This is a genomic window from Xenorhabdus hominickii (assembly GCF_002632725.1).
GTDB lineage: Bacteria > Pseudomonadota > Gammaproteobacteria > Enterobacterales > Enterobacteriaceae > Xenorhabdus > Xenorhabdus hominickii.
The window spans coordinates 178258-199530 of record NZ_NJAI01000003.1 but is presented as its reverse complement, the minus strand read 5'-3'; the positions used below and the strand labels follow the sequence as shown (position 1 = coordinate 199530).

The following is a 21273-nucleotide window of genomic DNA, read 5'->3' as shown; positions in this document are numbered from 1 at the left end:
AATAGATATTGATAGCCAAAAGGAAGCCGAAGCACAGAAATTAATTTCTGACACTTAGGCGCTTAGGCAAATTATTATTTAGTTTCTTGACTCAAATCATAAGTAGTCAAAATGACCGAAACTGTAAATATCATTCTACATAATGATTCTTAAGTCAAATTTCAGGCGATAAAACTAGCTATGTGCTTTAACGTCATATGAAATATGAGTTTTTGCAAAAAAGTACGTGTAATGAGTAGTATATTTTACTAATAAATTTTTAAATTCGGATTATTACACTGAGTTATATCGGGTGATGTTTAGTAATTTAGAATCTTAATTCATGCTGCTTTCTTGCTCTATTTTATATTTCTTAAAAAAATAAAAAATTTATTATCCTGACATAACTATAACATTCGGATTTTATTATCGATATTATCGACTATTTCAAAATAAAACTAAAACATTCCCCAAGAAATATAATTGTCAAGATAATTATTAATAAATATTATTATTTCTAAAAAATAATTTTTACATTGTTAATTTTATTATTTTTACTCATTTTTTAAGCAAATTAGTAAAAAAGAAAATACCTATTACATAAATAGACCAAACATATTTTAAAAAATACATCAAGCCAATACACGACTTACAAATAAAAAGCCCTCTCCAATAATGGAAAGGGCTTATAATTTCTATATAAAGTGATAAAACTATTTACGCTTTTTTAATTATCACCCAGTAAAATGGATTCAAGCGCGATTTCGATCATGTCATTAAATGTATGTTGACGTTCTTCAGCAGTTGTTTGTTCGCCAGTACGAATATGGTCAGAAACAGTACAAATAGCCAGTGCTTTTGCGCCAAATTCAGCAGCAACGCCGTAAATGCCCGCCGCTTCCATTTCAACCCCCAGAATACCGTATTTTTCCATCACGTCGAACATCTGAGGATCTGGCGTATAGAACAGATCTACAGAGAAAATATTACCAACGCGCGTGTTGATATTCTTCGCCTTAGCAGCGTCAACAGCGTTACGAACCAGCTCAAAGTCAGCAATCGCCGCAAAATCATGATCCTTAAAACGTAGGCGGTTCACTTTGGAATCGGTACATGCTCCCATACCAATCACAACATCGCGGATTTTAACGTCTTCACTAACTGCACCACAGGAGCCGATACGAATGATCTTTTTCACACCAAATTCAGTGATCAATTCCTTGGCATAGATTGAACAGGATGGGATACCCATACCGTGGCCCATAACAGAGATGCGACGGCCTTTGTAAGTACCCGTAAAGCCCAACATACCGCGAACATTGTTCACTTGACGGGCATCTTCCAAAAAGGTTTCCGCAATATATTTTGCACGCAGTGGATCACCCGGCATCAAAATAACATCAGCAAAATCGCCCATCTCAGCATTAATATGTGGGGTAGCCATAAATTTATTTCCTTGTTTTTATTACGTATCAAAATAGGTGAAAATCGAGGAAAGCCAATTGACCTCCCACAAAAATTAAAACATCACTTTCCCGTAATCCATCGGCGTCAGGTCGAAATATTTCGCCACTGTCTGCCCAATGTCGGCAAATGTTTCACGATGCCCTAATGAACCTGGTTTAACGTTAGGGCCGTATACCAAAACAGGAATGTGTTCACGTGTATGATCAGTACCCGCCCAAGTTGGGTCACAACCATGGTCAGCGGTAAAGATCAGAATGTCATCTTCTTTAACCAGTTTCAGCATTTCTGGCAGACGACGATCAAACAGTTCCAGTGCTGCCGCATAACCGGCAACATCACGGCGATGGCCGTAAGAGGAGTCGAAATCAACAAAATTGGTAAATACGATGGTGTTATCTCCGGCCTGCTCCATTTCAATCAGTGAAGCATCAAACAAAGCATCAATTCCCGTCGCTTTGACTTTTTTCGTGATCCCCACGTTCGCGTAGATATCAGCAATTTTACCAATAGAAACGACTTCACCCTGTTTTTCATCAACCAACTTTTTCAGGATGGTTGCCGCTGGTGGCTCAACCGCCAAATCATGACGGTTACCGGTACGTTGGAAATCACCCACTTTATCCCCTACAAATGGGCGGGCAATCACACGGCCAATATTATATTCGCCAATATTCAGCTCTTCACGAGCGATTTCACACAGCTCATAGAGACGATCTAAGCCGAATGTCTCTTCATGACAGGCAATCTGGAAAACAGAATCCGCAGAAGTATAGAAAATTGGCTTGCCGGTTTTCATGTGCTCTTCGCCCAGTTTATCCAGGATAACCGTACCGGAAGAGTGGCAGTTCCCCAGATATCCCGGCAGGTTGGCACGTTCAACGAGTTTATCCAACAATTCTTGTGGAAAACTGTTTTCTTCGTCGTGGAAATATCCCCAATCGAACAAAACCGGAACGCCCGCAATTTCCCAGTGACCTGATGGCGTGTCTTTACCAGAAGAAAGTTCACTTGCATAACCATAGGCGCCAATAATTTCGGCATCTTTATCCAGACCAACCGGGAAAGTTCCACTGGATTCTTCCGCTGCTTTGCCCAATCCCAACCGGCTCAGGTTCGGTAGGGTTAATAGCCCTTTACGGCCGATATCAGCCTCACCACGGGCACATTGTTCTGCGATATGCCCTAAGGTGTTAGATCCTTGGTCGCCAAACTTTCCAGCATCTGCGCTTGCACCAATACCAAAGGAATCCAATACCATGATGAATGTACGTTTCATAATTTTCTCCTGCGTCAATTCACGCCTATCAATGCGGAAACTGCCAGCTATTAAAATCTATTTTAAATACTTGTGATGGTTTATTCACTGATATGACGATAAACCATTGGCGTGCCGGTTTTTACCTTGGTTTTCTCTAAAACGGTTTCATCAAAAACTGTATCATTAAAAACAAAAGCGTTACGTACTGCTTCTGCGGTTTCATGCCAAGCGTTCTCGCTATTAGCATGAATCATCGCCAGAGGGGTATCTGCATTCACTTTTGTCCCCAACGCAACGATATTACTCAGCCCCACACTGTAATTAATAGGATCGGCCGCTTTACGACGACCACCTCCCAATGCAACAACAATCATTCCCAACGCTCGGGTATCCATCTCTGTAACAATGCCACTTTCGATGCCCCTTTCTCCTGCCAATACTGGCTTGCTGAATCCGGCAGTGGGTAGATAACGGGGGTAATTTTCGACGAAATCAACTGGCCCTTTCTGTGCAGCCACCATACGACCAAATATTTCAGCGGCTTTGCCGCTGTCCAGCACCGCCTGTAACTTACGATGGGCATCATCACGATCAGTTGCCAGATGACCTGACAGCAGCATTTCAGCAGACAATGCCATTGTCACCTCAAATAACCGAGGATTACGGTATTCTCCTGTCAGGAATTGAACAGCTTCACGCACTTCCAGCGCATTGCCGGCACTGGATGCTAAGACTTGATTCATATCTGTCAATAACGCGGTTGTTCTACAACCAGCCCCATTGGCTACTCTGACGATGGACTCAGCCAATCGTTCTGATTGTTCATAAGTCGGCATGAATGCACCTGAGCCGACTTTCACATCCATTACCAGTGCATCCAATCCCTCGGCCAGTTTTTTACCCAAGATCGAAGCGGTAATCAAAGGGATGGAATCAACAGTCGCAGTAATATCACGCGTCGCATAAAAGCGTTTATCCGCAGGTGCTAATGAATTGGTCTGCCCGATAATTGCAACTCCCACATCCCGAATAATGTCACGGAAACACTGCTCATCAGGGAAAATGTCAAAACCGGGGATAGACTCTAATTTATCCAGTGTGCCTCCGGTATGTCCCAAACCCCGTCCAGAGATCATCGGTACATATCCCCCACAGGCTGCCACCATCGGCCCAAGCATCAGAGAGGTAACATCACCTACTCCGCCCGTTGAATGCTTGTCCACAATCGGGCCGGGGAGGTTCAATTTCTTCCAATCTAAGACTGTACCAGAATCACGCATTGCCAATGTCAAGGCAACGCACTCTTCCATCGTCATATCATGGTAATAGATGGTCATTGCCAATGCAGCGATCTGCCCTTCGGAGACCGTGTTATCACGCACTCCATTAATAAAGAAACGGAGTTCTTCTGCACTCAAAGGGTGACCATCACGTTTTTTGCGGATTATTTCCTGTGCCAGCAACAAAGCTACCCCCCAATCATTATTATCTGAAAAGAATGGCAGTAATACACACTATCTTAGTGCGTATTGAATAAGTCATTATTGATCTCAATAACTACTGTTCTGCTTTTGGCCCTGATGTCCAAGCACGGTCAGCAAACTACTCAACAAACTGGAAGCACCGAAGCGGAAATGACGGGAATCAGCCCATTTGTCTCCCATGATACGTCCAACCAGCATCAGATACTGTTCCGCTTCTTCGGCAGTACGCACTCCACCAGCAGGTTTAAAACCAACGGTTTCACCCACGCCCATGTCACGGATAACACTCAGCATGATTTCAGCACTTTCCAGCGTCGCGTTAACGGGAACTTTACCTGTTGAGGTTTTGATGAAATCCGCACCGGCTTTAATTGAAATTTCTGATGCCTTACGAATCAGGTCAACTTCTTTTAATTCACCGGATTCAATAATCACTTTTAGCCAAACACCGGATTCAGCACAAACCATTTTGCAAGCTTTAACCAGCTCGAAACCGATTTGTTCATTGCCTGCCATCAAGGCACGATAAGGGAAAACAACATCCACTTCATCAGCACCATAGGCTATAGCAGCGCGAGTTTCAGCCAGTGCAATATCAATATTATCGTTGCCATGTGGGAAGTTGGTCACGGTGGCAATACGAATATCAGGGGTTCCCTGTTCACGTAATACCTTACGTGCCACAGGAATAAAACGAGGGTAGATACAGACAGCAGCGGTATGTCCGGCAGGACTATTAGCTTGACGACAAAGTGCAGTCACTTTCTCATCTGTGTCATCGTCATTAAGTGTCGTTAAATCCATCAAACTCAGCGCACGCTGAGCGGCGGCGGTTAAATCGGTCATAAAACTCTCCAACGGTATTAGGTTCGTTTGTTGGTGAGCGGACTTGGTTCCTTGAAGATATCGCTATGGTTATATACCACAACAACAACAGAGTTCCTTCTCTCCGCACTATTTTGCTTTTTCATTTTGCTTTTTTATTTTGTTTTTCTGCTTTCAGGAAAAACAAAAGCAGGTGAGAAACCTCACCTGCATTTAATTTGAGACTCACTTTCTACGTATTACAACGCGAGGAAGAAGCCTGCAATAGTTGCACTCATCAAGTTAGAGAGTGAACCGGCCAGTACAGCTTTGATACCAAAGCGTGCAATGTCACCACGACGGTTTGGTGCCATACCACCCAAGCCACCCAACAGAATAGCAACAGAAGACAAGTTAGCGAAGCCACACAGAGCAAAAGCGATAATCGCTTTAGTATGGTCGGAAAGCACTTGCAGACCTGCAGCCTGAACAACATCATCTGCTTTCAGGTATTCACCAAAGTTCATGAATGCCACGAATTCATTGACCACGACTTTCTGGCCGATGAAAGAACCCGCGATAGTCGCTTCATGCCATGGAACACCAATCAGGTAAGCAATTGGCGAAAACACCCAGCCCAACACCAATTCCATGGATAATTGAGGGTAATCGAACCAGCCGCCGATGCCACCTAAAATACCATTCAGCAAAGCAATCAATGCGGTGAATGCCAACAGCATTGCACCAACGTTCAAAGCCAGTTGCATACCTGATGCTGCGCCCGATGCTGCGGCATCAATGACATTGGCTGGACGATCTTCCGCTGCAATCAGAGACATTGCATCAACGGTATCGTGTGTTTCTTCGGTTTCAGGTACGATCAGTTTAGCAAACAGCAAACCACCCGGCGCAGCCATAAAGGAAGCTGCAATCAGATATTCCAGTGGAACACCCATAGATGCGTAACCCGCCAATACTGAACCTGCTACAGAAGCCAATCCACCACACATAACGGCGAACAGCTCAGATTGGGTCATGGTCGCAATATAAGGACGAACAACCAGAGGTGCTTCGGTTTGGCCTACGAAAATATTTGCTGTCGCAGACAAAGATTCAGTGCGTGATGTTCCCAACATTTTCTGCAAGCCACCACCCAATACTTTGATGATGATCTGCATGATGCCCATGTAATACAGCACCGCAATAAGTGAGGAGAAGAAAACGATTACTGGCAGAACACGCAGGGCAAAAATAAAGCCAGCGCCACCGAACAATTCAAACATTTTGTCAGAGACTAATCCGCCAAAAATAAAGTCTGTTCCTTTCTGACCATATCCAATCACGTTGGACACACCTCTTGACATTCCCCCTAGAATGTCTTTGCCCGCTGGCACGTAAAGCACAAATGCCCCAATAGCAACCTGAATCAGAAAGGCGCCCAGGACAGTACGGATTTTAATAGCTCGATAGTTACTGGAGAAGAGTACTGCGATGAAAATCAGCACTGCCATCCCGACCAGGCTCATAAAGAGTTGCATTGGAAGAATCCCTGTTCACTGAATGAATAATAAAAATATGTCAGTTATTTTGTGAGTTTCTACTGACATTGTGTGTGAGCCGATTATACCTAGTACCTAAAAGGAACAAGTAACTAACTTCACAAATTAATACAGCAAAAAGTAATATAAAAACGCAAAATGAGATACCCGTCACATAAAACCATCTAATTTCGGGGGGATTAGATAATCTTACGGGTAAAATGGTAAAAAAAAGGATAAATAAGCAAGCAATATAAGTTAAACATCATTAATGATTACTAAAAACCAATCGAATGTTTTATATACTAAAATCTCTTTAATTCTCACTGACTAAGATCAGTTCAGTTCGAATAATGCCATACTATTTTGATAAACTTGATTAGCAATTTCATCTGATGATTCTTGGCGCAAGTCACAAAGTACTGAAAAAATCGCAGCAACTCTTTCTGGTCGGTTTGGCTGCCCTTGGTATCCCGACAATGGCATATCCGGTGCATCTGTTTCCAAAACCAAAGATGACAGGGGGAGTTGTGAAATCGTATGACGTGTTTTTTGTGCCCGATCGTAAGTAATCGTTCCCCCTACACCAATGTAGAAACCCAGTCGAATAAAAGCTTGAGCTTGAGATAAACTGCCCGCAAAACCATGAATTACCCCTGTGCGGGGCAATTTATGCTTTCGCAAAATGGCAGCCAATTGATCATGGCTTTTTCTGGAGTGCAGTATCACCGGTAAATCATGTTGTTTAGCCAGCTTTACCTGCGCTTCCAACACACTTTTTTGCTTCTCAAACTGCGGTTCTGGCATATAAAGATCAAGACCAATTTCCCCGACGGCTACGCATTTGGCATTTTTTTCCTGTAACCTCTGAGCCAACTCATCCAAATGAGCACTTTGATGTTCACGGATATAGAGTGGATGTAACCCCAAAGCAGCATAGATTGCAGGGTAATTTTCTGCTAACGCAACAACTCGCTGAAAATTCCTTTCGCTGACTGTAGGCACAATAATTTTTTCCACTCCCACTCGTCTGGCTTGTTCTAAGCTCGTTATTTCATCACCCAAAAAGGGAGGGAAATCAAAATGACAATGTGTATCGATAAACATCTATTTGTCCGTTACTTGTCCGTGTTGTTCACCACTATTTTCTCTGTCGGCGGAACGTTATCAACTATCTCAACAATGGGCACATCGGCTACCGAACGTTCTATATTATTCAGGAAATGGTTTCGCCGGAAGCAATGACGATTGACGCCATCAGTACTTAAGCTATTACGGCATACACCATAACTCTTGCGTTCTGCTTGCCCAAATTTCCCACCCACAAAAGTATGACCAATAGTCGCCAAAAAGTATCGACCACAACGCCGTCCCAAGTGGTAATCCTGAGTTAATGCCCTAATTTTGCTGCCCAACGCCATCGTAGCCAATGGTGCAGGTGGATAAATTTCGAATATTTGCACGTCATCCGGTGGTTTTTTGATAAATTCCTGCGTCCGACGGTAACTCTGGGCGTGAAGATTGAGCATTTTGACCATCTTTTGCAAACTACTGGTTTCCAACCAGCGTTCCATTCTCTTGAACCACTGAGGAGTATAGTAAGGCTGTGAAGGAACTGTCCTGATCACAACAATCGTATCTGCACCACGGCGATAAGCTTCTTGCACAGGAATAGCATCGCAAATACCACCATCTTGATAGATTACATCGCCAAAGGAGACACCATTACGATAAAAACCGGGAATAGCACTGGAGGCTTTAATGATTTCCATCCAATTTTTGTCATCAGGATGCAAATAATCAGGTTTAAAGTTATCAGCACGACAGGCACACATGTAGAATTCACGCCCTGCATCAAACTGGCGCATCGCTGCTGTGATATCGAGTGGTAATTGTTCAGATATAGTATCAATATACCAATCCAGATCGATCAGGTGCCCACCGCGAACAAAACGAAATGGATTAAAAAAAGCGGGATCGGTTGTATAACGGTTGATCACTCTGCGGGCATAACCCTGCTGACCACAAATATAAGCCGAGAGGTTTTGGGCTCCTGCCGATGTCCCAAGAAACAACTCAAATGGATTAAAGCTAAGACGAAGGAATTCATCCAAAACACCTGCTGTAAAAATACCTCGCTGGCCCCCACCTTCACAAACAAGCGCTATTTTTCCTGGTTTGATCTGTGATTTATAAGCTAAAGGTTCTATATTACCCAACGTTATTGGAATATGTTTCCCCACTATTCTCCTCCCTCAAAATCAATAACGACATCAAAGCATAATCCGCATGTCGAATATCTATCAGTATATTGTTGTTCAAACAACCTGTTTGTAAAATTTTCGTTAAGTAGTGAAAACTAAAATATCAAAAGAGATTAATTCAGCAAATTATCCCAATAGATTTTCCTATGAGATAATCGCCTAATTTAGCAGGGTTTTACTTGAGGAAAAGAAGGGAAAAGAAAGAAAAAGAGTGGCTTATTATCAGCCACTCTATAAGTAACTTCAGTTATTTTTTAATCTCTAACGTACTCTTAACCGCTTTGACACCTTCCACTCCATGGACAATTTCAGCTATTTCTGCTGCTTGCCTCTTGTTTTTGACAAACCCCGAAAGGTAAACAATGCCTTTTTCCGTTTTCACTGAGATTTCATTGCTGTTCAAGCCCTTATGCCCTAACAATTCCCCTTTCACTTTTGCCGTAATGGTGCTGTCATCAAGAAAATTATCTGCATGCTGTAAAGAGCTATCTATCTTCTGTCCCGCGCTCTCAAATATTTTTCCTGAAGGACTTTCTTCTGCTAGAGCGCTGCTACTGATCAGTACCGAGCCGAGAACAACAGCCAGTAGTGAATGTGTAAACTTAATATTTTTCATCCTACCACCTTCTTTTACGTTAGCCGGAATTGTTACCAGAACAGTATGTCAATTAGACCGAAGTGATAAAATGAGCTTTACAAAAAATAACGTATATTTTCATTAAAACAGGGAATTATTCTAAATGAAGAAAAAAGGTAAGCGTTGTGTACCCGATAGATTCCAAGATGCAGCACTTATATCTTCTCGGAAGCATCGCTAACTCTATGTTTATAACTACATGACTGGGGTAAAAGAGCGTAACCAACAAAGCGGTAACTTGAAAGACGACGAGGATATGCGAAAAAAAAAGAGCCAACAGAACAAAATAGTTGGCTCCCCAAACATTAATGTTCCCGTGTCTTACGGAAAGCAATATCAGGATAACGTTCGCTGGTCAGGTTTAGGTTGACCATTGTTGGAGCAATGTAAGTCAGATTATCACCGCCATCGAGAGCTAAGTTCTGCTCACTCTTGCGTTTAAACTCTTCTAATGTTTTCACATCAGAACACTCTACCCAACGAGCCGTAGATACATTCACCGGCTCATACAGTGCTTCAACGTTGTACTCGCTCTTCAATCGAGCAACAACAACATCGAACTGGAGCACACCGACCGCGCCAACGATCAGGTCATTATTGGACAATGGACGGAATACCTGCACAGCCCCTTCTTCTGATAATTGAACCAGACCTTTCAGCAGTTGCTTCTGTTTCAATGGATCACGCAGACGAATACGGCGGAACAATTCTGGTGCAAAGTTAGGGATACCGGTGAATTTCAACTCTTCACCTTGGCTAAAGGTATCACCAATCTGGATTGTGCCATGGTTGTGCAGGCCGATAATATCCCCTGGATAAGCGTGCTCAACATGAGAACGATCTCCTGCCATAAAGGTCAGTGCATCGGAAATGACAACATCTTTCTTAATGCGGACTTGGCGCAGTTTCATGCCTTTTTCATATTTACCGGAAACAACGCGCATGAATGCAACACGGTCACGGTGTTTCGGATCCATATTGGCCTGGATTTTGAAAACAAAGCCCGTAAACTTCTCTTCATTAGCAGTGACTACACGTGCATCAGTTTGACGGGGCATTGGGGTCGGAGCCCATTCAACCAAGCCATCCAACATATGATCAACACCAAAGTTGCCCAATGCAGTACCGAAAAAGACTGGTGTCAACTCCCCTTGCAAAAAGGCATCCTGATCAAATTCATGGGACGCACCTTTAACCAGTTCCAGCTCTTCACGCAATTGATTCGCCAAATCTTCACCCACTGCCGCATCCAATTCAGGGTTATCCAACCCTTTGATAGCGCGCACTTCCTGAATGGTATGACCTTGACCGGATTGGTATAGATAAATTTTATCAAGGTAGAGGTGATAAACGCCCTTGAAGGATTTACCACAGCCAATCGGCCATGTAATTGGACTACAGGCGATATTCAGTTCATTTTCCACTTCATCCATCAGCTCCATCGGATCACGGATATCACGGTCAAGCTTGTTCATGAATGTCAGGATTGGTGTGTCACGCAGGCGGGTAACTTCCATCAGCTTACGGGTGCGATCCTCAACCCCTTTTGCGGCATCAATTACCATCAGGCAACAGTCCACCGCCGTTAAAGTACGGTAGGTATCTTCGGAAAAGTCTTCGTGCCCTGGCGTATCCAGCAAGTTCACCAGACAATCACTATAAGGAAACTGCATCACAGAAGTGGTAATGGAGATACCACGCTGTTTTTCCATTTCCATCCAGTCGGATTTAGCATGTTGGTTAGAGCCTCGGCCTTTTACCGTACCTGCTTTTTGGATAGCCTGTCCGAACAATAACACTTTTTCGGTAATGGTAGTTTTACCTGCATCAGGATGCGAAATTATCGCAAAGGTGCGCCTTTTCGCGACTTCTTGCAGAAATGGGGAATTTGACATCAATTGGAATCTTCTAGTCAGTACACGGATTAATATCAATTGGGAAATGCCCCTATTGGCGCCCCGCCTTCAAATCCGTCAGGTTAATCGTGATTGGAGCATATTTTCGCTGAACTTGGATTTATAAACAACCAATGATGTTCAAGATAAGTGCCGAATCAATGGAATTTCTCAGAGAAACTTCAACGATATTTAAAAGGGGATACAAAGAAGCACAAATGTAGCTGTTCCAAATATAACGAGAATGGAAAGAGAAGGTGTGTTTTTTAGCATCCGATGCCTATTTTTATCAAATTTTTTCATCTACTTAGAATCTTTGACTCTGCTAGCTACAGGCTATAAATTAGGTAACAAGATTGGTGTTTGGTTCCAATGGATTTAATCTATGACCATCCACAACGATCTGGAAAATCCGCCTCGGCCTTAAGCCGAGGTTTTCATTTCCGACCATCCTTACCTAAAACAGCCTATTAATTTTCCTGCATTTATACGATACTCAGTCAAAAATGTTCTTTTTATCAGATGATTTTGCATTCCGCCTCGCAAGATTTTTCATCAAAAACGGTTCATCCCCCAAATAACGGCAACGCCATAATAATGGCATCTTCCTTTCCTGTTGTTGTCGGGTAATAATTCTTGCGGATGAAAACCTCGTTAAAGCCGAGGTCTTCATACAAACGGATTGCGGATTGATTAGAACGACGTACTTCAAGCCATAGTGTATTTATCTGTTTTTCAGGCAATATATTGATAAGATGATCCAACAATGCCCGGCCATATCCCCGCGATTGATGATCAGGGTGAATAGCAATATTAAATAACGTGGCTTCATCCATCACATATTGCGTGATCGCAAAGCCGATAATTTGGTCATTCAGCGTTATTTTATAGTTGAGATAGCGCTCCCCTTGATTGGAGTAAAACGTTTTTTCACTCCACGGAAACATATGACTGGCCTGTTCTATTTGCAATGCTATGGAAAGATCAGCGGGAGTTAATAGAGAAATATTCTTCATAATGGTAAATTTGTTGCCAAAGAGCGCGTTTTGCATTCCCATCAAGAGATAAGTCATTTAATGCTGGGCTTCTCAAAGAAATCCCTTGTATTGATACGGTAATATCAACCCCCAACAGCCAGCACGGACAGTGGATTGATTCCGAAAGTAGCTCAACATCTTTTGTCGTGATGCAATATACCGATGAGGCATCAATCCCCATGGCTGTAAAAATATCAGCAAACAATGAATGACTTAAATCAATTTGATCATGGCTAATGATCAATAGACGGGTTGAGTCAGGGATGAGGACAGACAATTCACCTTGCAAGGCCATCGGGCTACGCAGAACCCATTGGGTGATCCCCAATTGGGAGAGTAATCTGTCACGCTTCGTCATCGTGTTTTATTCCATCTGCCATAAAAAAATAACAGGTAACATATTATCAGAGGGCTTATCTCTGCGCCAATCGGCATGGCATTTCAATTCTGCCCTCTGCTATTTATGATACTTGGATAAAGATTTATAAGGAGCTTATACATAGATGTCTGTATTAACCCCAGCCAGCGAAGTTATCCTGCGCCATCAGGAGCAATTGCACTCCCATCATCTGCTCTTTGCGGGTGATCTTCAGGATAATCTGGCAACGGAAATTGAAGCTGAAAGCGTGCGAGTGCACACTAACCAGTATCACCACTGGCAATCTTTGATCCGCCAACTCGGCGAAAATGCGTGGTTTGGCCTTGTAGCAGACAGCGCATTTATCAAAGGATGTGATACCCTGATTTATTACTGGCCAAAAAGCAAGCAAGAAGCGCGTTTCCAACTACGTAATCTGTTTTCCATTCTGCCTCCCGGGACAGATATTTTTATTGTAGGAGAAAATCGTAGTGGTGTACGCAGTGTTGATAAGTTAATGGAAGGTATAGCAACTTTTCATAAAATTGACACTGCTCGCCGTTGTAGCCTGTTTTATGGTCAACTGAAAAATCAGGTTCAGTTTGATCAAAACAATTGGTGGAATAGCTATCAGGTGGATGATGTCACGATCAATACCCTGCCCGGCGTGTTCAGTCAGGATGATTTGGATGTCGGCAGCCGTCTGTTGCTTTCGACATTTGATGCGCCTGTTTCTGGCAGTCTGCTGGATATTGCCTGTGGCTCCGGAGTATTGGCGACTGTACTGGGTAAAAAGAACCCTGATTTGGCCCTAACATTGAGTGATGTTAATGCTGCAGCTATCACATCCAGTAAAGCGACACTGAAAGCCAATAAATTGGAAGGCAATGTTATCACCAGCAATGTGTATTCAGCGATTGAGGAAAAATTCGACTGGATTATTTCCAATCCACCATTCCATGATGGCTTAAAGACTAATCTGTCTGCCGCTGATGACATGATCCGCATGGCTCCGAGCCATTTAAAATCCGGTGGTAAATTGCGGATCGTCGCAAACTCTTTCCTGCCTTATTCTAATTTGCTGGATAGTGCTTTCGGGAATCATGAAGTGATTGCACAGACAGGTAAATTTAAAGTGTATCAAGCAACGAAAAAGTAATTTAGGCATTAAATCCCGCTACTTTGCCTGCTCCAGTTCCACGGGCAGGCAATTTCTATTTTCCCATCTGGAACATCCTCCCTTTCAAAATATCAACACGCTGATTTTTGCACCAATTGCACGTTATCTCGCTAAATAATGATTGACGCCAGCCATAAAATCTCTAGAATGCGCCTCCATGCTATTTGTTTAAGTGATAGTATCTGGGTATGCGAGGGTGGCGGAATTGGTAGACGCGCTAGCTTCAGGTGTTAGTGTTCTAACGGACGTGGGGGTTCAAGTCCCCCCCTTCGCACCAAATCAGATAATTATAAGTTAAACAAATTGGATGAATGACAGTACCTGCGAGGGTGGCGGAATTGGTAGACGCGCTAGCTTCAGGTGTTAGTGTCCTAACGGACGTGGGGGTTCAAGTCCCCCCCTTCGCACCACTGTTTCATTTTCCTGCTCTATTCCTTTTCTTTTGCTCTCTTCTCGCTTTACTCTATTTAAGCAATTTTCCTTATTTCAGCAATTAATCAAGCATTAAATTCTTATCATAAGTACGCAAGGTGGCGCAAAATAGCGAACAGACTGCAAACAATAGCAATGCAAGCTGGAATCAACAAGAAATGACGCGCATTACGATGTAACAATAACGCAAGCGTCAATAACAAAGCTCCTTGAATACTGATTTTAAATTGCTCGATCCCAGCACCCTCTATTATCAGCACTGACACGACCAATCCTGATCCTATCAAGCTAAATAACAGCATTCCCCAAGATCCCGTAATACTTTGCCAAAAAGCGAGCTTTAAACTCCGTTTTGCACCGAGCATGATAAACCGCCAAACACAAATGATAATAATTCGCAATATCATATAGTGATGGCAGCTTAATCACAATCAAGAAATCAATAACGAAAATGAAAGATATACCCAATAGATTTCGAGTTGCATCAAGGTATATCTATTATTTCAAATCCATCGCACCACGTATGGTAAAGAATAGATCCGTCTGATCGGTCAAACCGACAACATTGGCAGCATAAGGACCATACGCTGCAACCCGCAACTGTGTACCAGTATGCTTCTGACTATCCCCCTTCTGAATTACCATAATTTACCGTCATCACAGTACCATCTTTAGTAATCAGTGAACGAGTAAAACCCGGTGATTTAACCTTGGGTTCAATGATCTGGCTGGCATGTGCATGATCAGCGGTCACAATCACTAAAGTATCCCCCTGTTCTTTCGCAAATTTAAGGCCAACTTGTACAGCCTTGTCCAAAGCGACTGTTTCACCAATCTGTGCACAAGGATTGGCATTATGATCCTGTTTATCAATCGAAGCGCTTTCAACTTGCAGAAAAAAACCATTTTTGTTCTGTTTCAGTAAATCAATGGCTTTTTCTGTCATTTGTTCTAACGTCGGAACGTTAGGATCTAATTTAGAATTAACCTCGCACTTCACTGGCTCTTCAGTAAGATTGCCGTGATAAACAGCTTTTGGCCCTTCCCATGCCACATCCATGTTTTCATCGTGGAACAGCCCCAACAACGGCTTTTTCTGAGTAGCCTCTTTAACAGCCGCCAACGATTTCGTATCTGTTACCCACTGATATCCCTGCGCCAAAGCCTGTTGTTGCAGAGTTTTTCCTTTATTGACGCCAGATACCGATTGTTGAGTAAACAATTTTGCTCCGCCTCCCAGAGTCACATCAGCACGAGCTGCCAGCAATTGTTCTGTAATAGAGCCTTTACCGCCATTTTCTAAAGCATTTTCGGGACATTTTTTCGACGTTTCGTCCGGCCCATAGCATTTACGATCCGTAACATGGGCATACAAAGCTGCTGGTGTTGCATCCTGAATTTCAGCCGTGGTGACATTTCCCGTTGCTTTGCCGTTCTTTTTAGCCAGCTCTAAAAGAGATTGATGATCTTTGCCAAAAACATCGACTCCCAACGCACCATTATAGGTTTTGACTCCCGTTGCCCAAGCTGTGGCTGAAGCCGCAGAGTCGGTAACATAATTCGGCTTTTTCGTTTTCTTATCTAGCGAGTAATGTGTGTATTGACCGGTAAATGACAAGGCATCTATTCCCGTGAAGAAACCTCCTGCACCTTCTGCATAATTACGAGCAAGAGTAATTTCAGAATCCCCCATCCCATCGCCGATAAACAAGATCACATTCTTGGCTTTTGTATTATTCAACGCAGCCTTAAGTGCCTCAGTTTGATCTTGGGTCAAGCGGCGAGCACCACCAAACTGAGTAACATCACCTTGTGCTACACGCTGTTGCGCCATAATATTCTCTGGATTGCTTGCTGCCCATACAGGCAGTGTAGTGCCTGACATCAATACAGCAATCACAGCAGCAAGCAGATTTTTTTCATAATTACGCGACATATTATTTTCCTTGCAATCGGATAGAGAATAAAAATTCTGATGTTGAATTGCAGGAATAATAAATATGTCGTATGACACTTATTTGAACCTATGGCGACATTATTGTGACAGGCGATTGATCGTTCTTTAGCCCTATCAATGATGAATGTGATTTTCACCTGAAAAAAGAGCCCAGTAGAATAGGCTCTTCATAAACCGTCAGTTATCCGTCAATTATCTATCAGTAACGCATCATAACCGACTTCAACTCCGTATAGTGCTCAATGAATGCACTGCCAAACTCGCGGCCAATGCCGGAAGAATTCATGCCACCAAATGGAACTGCTGGGTCTAAAAACGTATGCATATTAACCCATAGAGTGCCGGCTTTTATGCGAGGAAGCATACGCATTGCCTTGCTCAAGTCATTAGTCCATAAACTGGCAGACAAGCCAAATGGTGTCGCATTCATCATGGTTATCAATTCTTCCTCATCATCGTAACTGAGGAAAGTACCAATTGGCCCGAATGTCTCTTCTTTCATCAACGTGTCATCAGCACTATTGGCTTTAATGATCGTTGGTGCGACAAAAAATCCGGCGCCTTCCAGCACATGGCCGCCATAAACTATTTCATTACCTTCCTGACGCGCTTTTTCAAACAGAGACAGAATTTTTTCATAATGTTCTTTATTTGCCAAAGGCCCCATCTCAGTAGATTCATCCAGAGGAGAGCCAATTTTCATCGCTGACAAACGTTCAGAAAGCAGTTTCAAAACCGCATCCATATGAATGGAAGGAATATAAAAGCGTTCCGCAGCTGCACAAATTTGCCCTTGATACACATACCCCGCTTCCAATATGCCATCAACGATTTTATCAACAGTCATATCTGGCAGGAAAGCTGCCGCATTTTTACCTCCCAGCTCCAATGTTACCCGCTTTAATCCTTGCTCCAGAGCTGATTTTCCCACATTCATTCCCGTTGAAACGGAACCAGTAAAAGTAACTTTGGCACATTGTGGATGACTGACCAGAGCCGATCCAATATGAGCACCTGAACCATTAACGATATTGATCACACCATCTGGAATTCCCGCTTCTTTTGCCAGTTCAGCCACTCGCAATATAGTTAAAGGGGTATATTCACTGGGTTTGAGTACAATGGTGCAACCACTGGCCAATGCCGCTCCCAATTTCCAAATAGCTATCATAATGGAAAAATTCCATGGGATAATGCCAACCACAACCCCAATGGGTTCACGCCGGGTAAACGCGGTATAATGCTCCCCTTTGAGCGATGGCAAAGAAACATTCAGTGTTTCCCCGCTGATTTTACTCGACCAACCTGCAAAATAACGTAAGTAGTCGGCAGATGCCCCCACTTCCAGCATACGAGATAGTTGAATCGGTTTACCGGAACATAAACTTTCCAGTTGTGCCAGCTCCTCACCATTTTTTTGCAGTAAGTCAGCCAACCGATTTAGGCAATTTCCCCGCTCGATGGGAGAAGTCTGAGCCCAGACGCCGTGAAAAGCGCTAGATGCCGCCTGCATTGCTTGATTAACTTCTGCCTCTCCGGCTTGATTGACTGTAGCTATGATTTCACCGGAAGCTGGATTAACGACAGAAAGCATCGTATTTTTCTGATTTATCGTACTTTCCTGACTAAGAACAGAGGCTCCATTAATATAATGACCGTGAGAACGTTGCAAAAAAGCCGTAACTGACTCCAGCAAATTAATTTCACTCATTATTTTTTCCTCTGGTTAGCCTGACATTTGAGCATTTATACAAGCCATATAATGTTTGACGAAACGTTCACTGGTGATGTCCCACAACACTTCCGTACCTTTCGCGGCAAACCAAGAATCCCCTTTATGATATTCAACCGTCATCCCAGTTTTAATATCAGTCAGTTTCACTGAACCTTCATGAACCGTTGCCAGTTCATCAAAGGGGTAAGTCATTTTGAATTTCCCCTTAGTGCAGACAAAAATACCGCAAGTCAGGTTATCCATTGGTTCTCCGTGAATCATTGCTCCACTCGCCTGTGGATCACCCTCTACCACAATAGAACCGAGATTAGTAACACTGCCAATTGGCATTAATTCAGGAAGTTCTTTATCTAACAATAATGGCTTTATCATGACTTTTACCTTTTAACAGTTACCGTTCAAAAAGTTACAGTTCAAAAATAGAAAAAGAAAAAACGTTAAACAGGGATAAAACTAACGACGCCCTTTCCAATAACCTGAAGTTTGGTGCCAAATCTTGCCAGCAGAGAGAAGCACATTTCTCAATTTGTCTTTCCCGATAATATCGAGATGTGGAATAGAGCTCAGCAGCGAGTAACGATCAGAGCCTTCACTCATTCCCTCAGCCAAAATCTTGCAGATAATATGACTCGGTGTCACACCAAAACCTGAATAACCTTGAACATAGAACACATTTTTATGCTTAGGCAGGGAACCAATTTGTGGGAACAAATTAGCGCTACAACATAATGGACCACCCCATGCCAGTTCAATTTTCACATCTTTCAGGTAAGGAAAGGTTTTCAGCATGAGATTGCGGTTCCATGCTTTTAAATCGGAAGGCATATATTCAATAAAATGTGTCGCACTGCCATATAACAGGCGGTTTTCTTTAGTAACGCGGTAGTAATCGATGACAGGGCTAATATCACTGTAAGCGCCCCGAATCGGGCTGATCCTTTCGATCAGATCGTCTGGCAGTTCTTCCGTCATCAATTGGAAGGCATAGGTATTGATGGTTTTTTTGTAGATAGTGGGATCAAGCCCATCCAAAAAGCCATTACATGCCCACAACATTTTATTGGCACGAACCGAACCTAATGGTGTATGCACTGTGACCCTTGAGCCATACTCTACATTCACAACCTGACTGTTCTCAAAAATTTTGACGCCATATTCCGAGACTGCCTTGGCCTCCCCTAACAACAAATTGAGTGAATGAACATGCCCGCCTCCCATGTGCTTCAATGCACTGGTATAGCGATCTGAGCCAATGACTTGTTTCACATCAGAGCCAGTATAAAGTTCAATTTCCTCATCAGGAGAAGCTAAACGAAACTCTTTCAACCAACTTTGTAAGGTTTTATCGTGTCGAGAGTTCCAACCAAGATACGCATAACCTCGACAAAAATCGGCCTTAATGTCGTATCTGGCTATTCGCTCTCGAATAATTCCAGCACCCAAGCTACTGATTTTAAATATGGTTTCTAGGCCTTTTTCACCAATATGGCGTTTGATCCTGTCCAAGTCATGACCAATCCCCGTCATCACCTGACCACCATTACGACCTGTTCCGCCATATCCCAAGGTTCGACCTTCCAAAATAGCGATATTGGTGATTCCTTTTTCAGCTAGTTCCAGTGCCGTATTGATACCGGAAAAGCCGCCACCAATAATAACGACATCAACATCCAAATCTTCTGTCAGTGTCGGGAAATGGAGATCGTATTTTTTAGTTGCCGCATAATAGGTTAATGAATCAATATCATTGTACATGTTATACCCCGTGAGCCTCTGCCTATCCCCTGATGATGTACTGCCATCTGTCTTACTACTGCTATTTTTCAGGGGGAGCATTTATCATGTTGTTGAATATTAATTATTCAGGTGTATTAACAAAGCAATCAAGACCAAAACCATTAACAAATTAATAAAATAATGAGGCAGATATCGGCGCACCCCTTATCTTGCCTATATATGAATCATATGTACTTAAAATGCTCAAATCATTTGTTATTTATATGTTAATTAAATCACAATTAAAGACATGTTTATTAATTATTTATAGTTTTTATGTTTTCATTTTGTGATGAGCGGAAGGGGAATTTTTTCCAATAGTGAATTATTCTGAGAATGGATATTTGCATGTGTACCCAATCGATTTCAATTTGCGATCACAAAGCAACCGTTTGAAAGATGAAAGGGGATAATGACTAAAAGGAATAAATATGCTACCCAAAAAAATTATCCTTGATTGCGACCCCGGTCATGATGATGCCATTGCCCTCCTGCTTGCCCACGGAGACCCTAATATTGAACTATTGGCGGTAACAACCGTTGTTGGCAACCAAACCCTAGACAAAGTCACCCGTAATGCCCTCTGCATTGCCCGTATAGCCAATATTCACAATGTTCCTTTCGCTGCAGGATGTCACAGACCACTTGTTAGAGAAATCAAAACTGCGCCGGATATTCATGGTGAAACAGGCTTAGATGGTCCGATTCTGCCTGAACCTGCAACGAGGCTAGATGCCCGTCACGCCGTTGATTTAATCATTGATGTGATTATGGAAAATCCCCCCAAAAGTGTGACTCTGGTTCCGACTGCCGGTTTGACTAATATCGCCATGGCTGTACGTAAGGCTCCTCATATCGTTGAGCGGGTGAAGGAAGTGGTCTTGATGGGCGGTGGCTATCATAAAGGTAACAGAAGTGCTGTTGCAGAATTCAATATCTTTATAGATCCGGAAGCGGCACATATCGTTTTTAATGAAAAATGGTCGCTGACAATGGTCGGCTTAGATCTCACTCACCAAGCTCAAGCGACACCTGATATTCTTGAAGCTATCGCCCAGATTAAAACACGTTCTGCTCAGTTCGTTTTGGATGCTCTGAAATTTTATGGGAAGAGATGTCGTGAAACTCAAGGGTTTAGCTATCCTCCTGTGCATGATCCCTGTGCAGTAGCCTACGTGATTGACCCTACTGTGATGACGACTCAAAAAGTCCCCGTTAATATCGAGCTGACAGGAACACTGACAACAGGAATGACCGTCGCAGATTTTCGTTGGCCTCTTCCTGACGATTGCCATACGCAAGTTGCCGTCAAATTGGATCAAACTAAATTCTGGCAGTTAGTGATTGATGCCTTGAAAAATATCGGTGAAACCACTTATTGATTTCAATCACCACGGCTCCATAAATTCCGAGTTACCGCTTTACAGGCTACAACTTGAACGATGAAGGGAGGTATTTCCTTTGACCATTGA

At 42.9% G+C, this 21273-nt stretch carries 17 protein-coding genes, 2 tRNA genes and 1 pseudogene; 4 read left to right on the top strand and 16 right to left on the bottom strand.

What is annotated here, in order from left to right:
* Positions 1–706: 706 nt before the first annotated feature.
* From deoD to Xhom_RS44735, 11 genes are all read right to left on the bottom strand, one after another.
* Entirely contained in the window at positions 707–1423 is a 717-nt protein-coding gene (deoD, locus tag Xhom_RS44685; RefSeq protein WP_069316948.1) for a purine-nucleoside phosphorylase, read from the bottom strand.
* 75 nt (positions 1424–1498) lie between these two features.
* Positions 1499–2722 carry a phosphopentomutase gene (gene deoB, locus Xhom_RS44690; protein WP_069316949.1) on the bottom strand — a complete coding sequence of 408 codons (1224 nt, stop codon included), beginning with the start codon at positions 2720–2722 and terminating at the stop codon, positions 1499–1501.
* An 80-nt stretch (positions 2723–2802) separates the two neighbouring features.
* Positions 2803–4170: a thymidine phosphorylase gene (gene deoA / locus Xhom_RS44695; RefSeq protein ID WP_069316950.1), complete on the bottom strand. Its 1368-nt coding sequence runs from the start codon at positions 4168–4170 to the stop codon at positions 2803–2805.
* An 84-nt stretch (positions 4171–4254) separates the two neighbouring features.
* Positions 4255–5034 carry a deoxyribose-phosphate aldolase gene (deoC, locus tag Xhom_RS44700; RefSeq protein WP_069316951.1) on the bottom strand — a complete coding sequence of 260 codons (780 nt, stop codon included), beginning with the start codon at positions 5032–5034 and terminating at the stop codon, positions 4255–4257.
* A 218-nt stretch (positions 5035–5252) separates the two neighbouring features.
* Positions 5253–6518: a NupC/NupG family nucleoside CNT transporter gene (locus Xhom_RS44705; protein WP_198148783.1), complete on the bottom strand. Its 1266-nt coding sequence runs from the start codon at positions 6516–6518 to the stop codon at positions 5253–5255.
* 348 nt (positions 6519–6866) lie between these two features.
* The gene (locus Xhom_RS44710) at positions 6867–7637 is read right to left on the bottom strand and encodes a TatD family hydrolase (RefSeq protein WP_069316953.1); all 771 of its coding nucleotides are present in this window, start codon (positions 7635–7637) and stop codon (positions 6867–6869) included.
* Between the two features lie 11 nt (positions 7638–7648).
* Positions 7649–8773, bottom strand: coding sequence for a patatin-like phospholipase family protein (locus Xhom_RS44715; protein ID WP_069316954.1), 1125 nt, complete (start codon positions 8771–8773; stop codon positions 7649–7651).
* A gap of 268 nt (positions 8774–9041) precedes the next feature.
* A complete protein-coding gene (locus tag Xhom_RS44720) occupies positions 9042–9410 on the bottom strand; it encodes a BON domain-containing protein (RefSeq protein ID WP_069316955.1) in 369 nt (122 codons plus the stop codon).
* Between the two features lie 326 nt (positions 9411–9736).
* The gene (gene prfC, locus Xhom_RS44725; RefSeq protein WP_069316956.1) at positions 9737–11326 is read right to left on the bottom strand and encodes a peptide chain release factor 3; all 1590 of its coding nucleotides are present in this window, start codon (positions 11324–11326) and stop codon (positions 9737–9739) included.
* 566 nt (positions 11327–11892) lie between these two features.
* On the bottom strand, positions 11893–12342 hold the full coding sequence (rimI, locus tag Xhom_RS44730; RefSeq protein WP_069316957.1) for a ribosomal protein S18-alanine N-acetyltransferase: 450 nt from the start codon (positions 12340–12342) through the stop codon (positions 11893–11895).
* The gene (locus Xhom_RS44735; protein WP_069316958.1) at positions 12311–12721 is read right to left on the bottom strand and encodes a DNA polymerase III subunit psi; all 411 of its coding nucleotides are present in this window, start codon (positions 12719–12721) and stop codon (positions 12311–12313) included. Before Xhom_RS44735 ends, rimI begins: the two co-directional genes overlap by 32 nt.
* Before the next feature lie 145 nt (positions 12722–12866).
* On the opposite strand from Xhom_RS44735, the gene rsmC reads away from it, so the two are divergent.
* The 3 genes from rsmC to Xhom_RS44750 all read left to right on the top strand — a co-directional run bounded on the left by rsmC (position 12867) and on the right by Xhom_RS44750 (position 14311).
* Entirely contained in the window at positions 12867–13880 is a 1014-nt protein-coding gene (gene rsmC, locus Xhom_RS44740) for a 16S rRNA (guanine(1207)-N(2))-methyltransferase RsmC (RefSeq protein ID WP_069316959.1), read from the top strand.
* Between the two features lie 211 nt (positions 13881–14091).
* Positions 14092–14178, top strand: a tRNA-Leu gene (locus Xhom_RS44745).
* A gap of 46 nt (positions 14179–14224) precedes the next feature.
* A tRNA-Leu gene (locus Xhom_RS44750) sits at positions 14225–14311 on the top strand.
* Between the two features lie 105 nt (positions 14312–14416).
* On the opposite strand, the gene Xhom_RS44755 is transcribed toward Xhom_RS44750, so the two are convergent.
* The 5 genes and pseudogenes from Xhom_RS44755 to Xhom_RS44775 all read right to left on the bottom strand — a co-directional run bounded on the left by Xhom_RS44755 (position 14417) and on the right by Xhom_RS44775 (position 19780).
* The gene (locus Xhom_RS44755; protein WP_069316960.1) at positions 14417–14698 is read right to left on the bottom strand and encodes a DUF1435 family protein; all 282 of its coding nucleotides are present in this window, start codon (positions 14696–14698) and stop codon (positions 14417–14419) included.
* Between the two features lie 133 nt (positions 14699–14831).
* Positions 14832–16218, bottom strand: a pseudogene (gene phoA / locus Xhom_RS44760) (alkaline phosphatase).
* Between the two features lie 271 nt (positions 16219–16489).
* Complete coding sequence (locus Xhom_RS44765; RefSeq protein ID WP_069316961.1) at positions 16490–18001, bottom strand: aldehyde dehydrogenase family protein; 1512 nt, start codon at positions 17999–18001, stop codon at positions 16490–16492.
* 15 nt (positions 18002–18016) lie between these two features.
* Positions 18017–18397 carry a cupin domain-containing protein gene (locus Xhom_RS44770; protein ID WP_069316962.1) on the bottom strand — a complete coding sequence of 127 codons (381 nt, stop codon included), beginning with the start codon at positions 18395–18397 and terminating at the stop codon, positions 18017–18019.
* An 81-nt stretch (positions 18398–18478) separates the two neighbouring features.
* The gene (locus tag Xhom_RS44775) at positions 18479–19780 is read right to left on the bottom strand and encodes an NAD(P)/FAD-dependent oxidoreductase (RefSeq protein WP_069316963.1); all 1302 of its coding nucleotides are present in this window, start codon (positions 19778–19780) and stop codon (positions 18479–18481) included.
* A gap of 452 nt (positions 19781–20232) precedes the next feature.
* Here Xhom_RS44775 and uriH point away from each other — a divergent pair, with 452 nt between their 5' ends.
* A complete protein-coding gene (gene uriH, locus Xhom_RS44780) occupies positions 20233–21183 on the top strand; it encodes a uridine-preferring nucleoside hydrolase UriH (protein WP_069316964.1) in 951 nt (316 codons plus the stop codon).
* Positions 21184–21273: the final 90 nt, after the last annotated feature.

Coding starts and splice junctions, on each gene's coding strand:
- deoC (WP_069316951.1), bottom strand. CDS start 5,034: ATGACCGATTTAACCGCCGCCGCTCAGCGTGCGCTGAGTTTGATGGAT.
- prfC (WP_069316956.1), bottom strand. CDS start 11,326: ATGTCAAATTCCCCATTTCTGCAAGAAGTCGCGAAAAGGCGCACCTTT.
- Xhom_RS44710 (WP_069316953.1), bottom strand. CDS start 7,637: ATGTTTATCGATACACATTGTCATTTTGATTTCCCTCCCTTTTTGGGT.
- Xhom_RS44770 (WP_069316962.1), bottom strand. CDS start 18,397: ATGATAAAGCCATTATTGTTAGATAAAGAACTTCCTGAATTAATGCCA.
- uriH (WP_069316964.1), top strand. CDS start 20,233: ATGCTACCCAAAAAAATTATCCTTGATTGCGACCCCGGTCATGATGAT.
- Xhom_RS44755 (WP_069316960.1), bottom strand. CDS start 14,698: ATGCTCGGTGCAAAACGGAGTTTAAAGCTCGCTTTTTGGCAAAGTATT.
- rsmC (WP_069316959.1), top strand. CDS start 12,867: ATGTCTGTATTAACCCCAGCCAGCGAAGTTATCCTGCGCCATCAGGAG.
- Xhom_RS44765 (WP_069316961.1), bottom strand. CDS start 18,001: ATGAGTGAAATTAATTTGCTGGAGTCAGTTACGGCTTTTTTGCAACGT.
- Xhom_RS44705 (WP_198148783.1), bottom strand. CDS start 6,518: ATGAGCCTGGTCGGGATGGCAGTGCTGATTTTCATCGCAGTACTCTTC.
- Xhom_RS44735 (WP_069316958.1), bottom strand. CDS start 12,721: ATGACGAAGCGTGACAGATTACTCTCCCAATTGGGGATCACCCAATGG.
- deoB (WP_069316949.1), bottom strand. CDS start 2,722: ATGAAACGTACATTCATCATGGTATTGGATTCCTTTGGTATTGGTGCA.
- rimI (WP_069316957.1), bottom strand. CDS start 12,342: ATGAAGAATATTTCTCTATTAACTCCCGCTGATCTTTCCATAGCATTG.
- Xhom_RS44720 (WP_069316955.1), bottom strand. CDS start 9,410: ATGAAAAATATTAAGTTTACACATTCACTACTGGCTGTTGTTCTCGGC.
- deoD (WP_069316948.1), bottom strand. CDS start 1,423: ATGGCTACCCCACATATTAATGCTGAGATGGGCGATTTTGCTGATGTT.
- Xhom_RS44775 (WP_069316963.1), bottom strand. CDS start 19,780: ATGTACAATGATATTGATTCATTAACCTATTATGCGGCAACTAAAAAA.